This window comes from Wolbachia endosymbiont of Glossina morsitans morsitans (assembly GCF_000689175.1).
In the GTDB taxonomy this organism is placed as follows: Bacteria; Pseudomonadota; Alphaproteobacteria; order Rickettsiales; family Anaplasmataceae; genus Wolbachia; species Wolbachia pipientis.
The window spans coordinates 1-3,260 of the sequence record NZ_AWUH01000144.1 but is presented as its reverse complement, the minus strand read 5'-3'; the positions used below and the strand labels follow the sequence as shown (position 1 = coordinate 3,260).

General features: G+C 36.3%; 3 protein-coding genes, 1 tRNA gene and 2 pseudogenes. All 6 read left to right on the top strand.

Going from position 1 to position 3,260, the window contains the following annotated elements:
- On the top strand, positions 1-316 hold a 316-nt coding region (locus WGMM_RS06800; protein WP_038250237.1), incomplete at its 5' end, for an HNH endonuclease.
- Between the two features lie 95 nt (positions 317-411).
- Positions 412-723 (top strand): annotated as a pseudogene (locus tag WGMM_RS03655) (hypothetical protein); the annotation flags it as partial.
- 218 nt (positions 724-941) lie between these two features.
- On the top strand, positions 942-1,247 hold the full coding sequence (locus tag WGMM_RS06795) for a hypothetical protein (RefSeq protein ID WP_240991903.1): 306 nt from the start codon (positions 942-944) through the stop codon (positions 1,245-1,247).
- Between the two features lie 6 nt (positions 1,248-1,253).
- On the top strand, positions 1,254-1,886 hold the full coding sequence (locus tag WGMM_RS03650) for a hypothetical protein (RefSeq protein WP_240991902.1): 633 nt from the start codon (positions 1,254-1,256) through the stop codon (positions 1,884-1,886).
- 66 nt (positions 1,887-1,952) lie between these two features.
- Positions 1,953-2,031: transfer RNA gene (locus WGMM_RS03645), tRNA-Arg, on the top strand.
- Between the two features lie 78 nt (positions 2,032-2,109).
- Positions 2,110-3,260, top strand: a pseudogene (locus tag WGMM_RS03640) (molecular chaperone DnaJ); the annotation flags it as partial.

The following is a 3,260-nucleotide window of genomic DNA, read 5'->3' as shown; positions in this document are numbered from 1 at the left end:
TAACAAGATACATCTTATTATACACAGCGATCATGATATTAAACGACATATCAAAGTGCAAAAAACCAGATCTCCATATGATGGTGATTGGGTTTATTGGGGTAAACGTCTGAGAAAAATACCAGATAAGCCATTAAGAGTAATAAAACTATTGAAGTTACAACAAAGTAAATGTGATAATTGTAGACTATGGTTTAAAAGTGATGATACAATAGAAATACATCACAAAGACCGGAATAGACGAAACAACATGATCAAAAACTTATCTTTGTTACATGGACATTGTCACGATGAATTACACAGGAGGTGTGCATGAAAAGCACCAAATTGGAGAGAAGCCGTATGAGGCGCAAAGTCTCACGTACGGTTTTGAAGTCGAGTGAGGAGGGGCGACCTTCTTCACTTAGACAACAGTATGCAGATGAAACTACAGATGAAGACCTAAGGAATATAGCAGAAAAAGCACCAATAATAAAGTTAGCCTACGATGAATTAGACGGGTTTAGCTGGAATGAAAAAGATTTAGTAGCATATGAAGAAAGAATAATGGATCTGCGGAAAGAAGAAGCCATTCTTGAATACAAACTTGAGGAAGGTATAGAGAAAGGAAAAATCGAAGTTGCAAAAAATTTACTTAAAGCTGGTGTATCTGTTAATTTAATAGCTGAATCTACTGGCCTTTCTCAAGCTGAAATTGTACACCTTAAGCAAGAAGTGGCCTAAGTATCACGGTTTTTAGGGCTTTTTTAGCTCGGCAGTGGTCTGAAAAGTCCATTTTTCACTTTATAAAATGTTTATATTTTACCACCTACATTATTTGAATAAGTTCTTCCGCCACACTCTGAACGGATACTTGAATCAGGCTCAAGTTGACAAGTAGATGTTATCTTGTTGTAATAAGTAAGTATTTATTAATTTAATCTTAACTTAAGAGAGTATTTATGGTAGCAAGTTATAGTGTTTTAAAAAGGTATGCGTTAGCCTATATAAAGAAATCTGGTAGTAACAGTGATGTTAAAGAGTTTTTACAATTTTGTAATACGCAAAATACCACAAATTGGAGTGAGGAGAATTTTAAAAATGCGTATGAAAAATTTACACATCCAAATTCAAGCAATAGGCACGATACAGGAAGCAGAAATGATCAATATAACGCAGGGAATAACGCACAACCTACAGGCTCTCAGATTACACATACACATGTACACAATAGAGGTTTAGACTTTTGGGATTATTTGCTATTATAATGCTGGATGGATTCTTTATTCGGTGGACGTGGTCACACTACGGTTAATAATATAACGAATATTAACAATGGTAATACCACTCATCAAGGGAGAAAAGAGAATAAAAAAGAATCAGAAGACAGTAGAAAGCTATCAGCTTTGGGTATAGTAGCTGCAGTTGTGTGTGTTGCTTTCCATGCTGGTATGTGTTTTTGGTATAACAGCAGCAGAAAAGTGGCTAGAAAAGAAGAAAAAATAGATTACCTGGATAGTAAATTTAAAACGTTCAGAAATATAGAATTTGCGGTTGGCGTTGTTTCTTTGGCAGCTTTGGTAGCTTGTGCTGTTTACCCAGTCTTACCAGTGTGGGGTTTAGCTATCCTTAGCGTTAATTCTCTCGTATGTTTTGCTGGTGGTTTAGCTTTTCATATGAAGCATGAGGAAGAATCAGAAAATATCGAGAAAGCTAAAGGAGCGGTAGATAGCTGTCTTAGACAAGGGCATGGTTATGGAGATTCTTCTCGTTATGATGCACCACCTCCTTACTTTTCTCAAGATCCTAATACTACTCCAACTGCTCCTCCTCAAAATGCATTTGATAATCCTTATTTGCAACAGAAGTTTGGGAATTGTAAGGGGTTCACGCGTGATAAAAATTAACAGTTTTATTTTTAGCCAAATTAATTGAATCAAGCTACAAAACCTGCTAAAGTTAACTTTGTGAAAGCACCCTTAGCTCAGTTGGATTAGAGCATTTGACTACGGATCAAAAAGGTCGGGCGTTCAAGTCGCTCAGGGTGCACCACATTTTATAGGAAACAGAAGTCACACTTGAAATTAATATATGTAATACCTATCTTTAAAGGTTAAGCACTAAACTATTATATATGAGCAAAAAAAAAAAGACTACTATGATCTGCGGGAAGTAGGCAGAAATGCCAGTATTGATGAGATAAAAAAAGCGTACAAAAAATTAGCATTAAAATATCATCCTCATAGAAATCCAATCAAGAAGCAGAGGAAAAATTTAAAGAAGTAACAGCTGCATATGAAGTTCTGTCTGACTCTGAGAAAAGGGCAGGCTATGACCGTTATGGCCACGAAGGTGCTTCTGGTGGATTTCAAGGCTTTAGCTCTGCAGGAGATTTTAGCGACATATTCAATGACTTCTTTGGTAGAGGATTCGGTGGTAGTGCAAGTAGATCGAGAGCAAAAAGAAGTACAACAGGAGTATCTGGAGCAGGCGTACGTTGTGAGCTTGAAATTACCTTAGAAAATGCATTTAAAGGAATACAAGCGCCTATACATTATGTGACAAATGTAAAACGTTATGAGCTTGAAATTACCTTAGAAAATGCATTTAAAGGAATACAAGCGCCTATACATTATGTGACAAATGTAAAATGTGATACATGCCAAGGCACAGGTGGCGAAGGAGCAATTAAACCAGTTCAGTGCCACACTTGCCAGGGAAGCGATAGGATTAGAACTCAACAAGGCTTTTTTAGCCATCGAAAGAACATGTACTACATGCTATGGGGAAGGAGAAATAATACAAAACAAATGTAAGAAATGTGGTAGAAGTGGACGTAGAAGAGATGAAGTAAATACATCCGTTTCAATTCCAAAAGGCATAGAAAAAGGAGCTAAGGTAAGGATAAGTGGTAAAGGAGAAGCTGGAACAAAAGGTGGAAAAAGTGGAGATTTATACGTATACGTGAAAATAATTTTCCATAAAATCTTTGCTAGAAATAAAACAGATTTACACTGTAAAGTGCCTATAAGAATGACACTAGCAGTGCTTGGTGGTGAAATCGATATTCAATCAATTGATGGAGCTAAAATAAAAGTAAAGGTCCCTGAAGGCACTCAAACTGGTACCAAACTACGTTGTAGGGAAAAGGGTATGCCATATATGAACTCACATGCTCGTGGTGATTTATACGTACAGGTAATAGTTGAGACTTTAAATCCAAAAATTTAACTAAAAAGACAAAATTGAACTATTAAAAGCGCTTGAAGAAGAGGAAAATG

Coding starts and splice junctions, on each gene's coding strand:
- WGMM_RS03650 (WP_240991902.1), top strand. CDS start 1,254: ATGGATTCTTTATTCGGTGGACGTGGTCACACTACGGTTAATAATATA.
- WGMM_RS06795 (WP_240991903.1), top strand. CDS start 942: ATGGTAGCAAGTTATAGTGTTTTAAAAAGGTATGCGTTAGCCTATATA.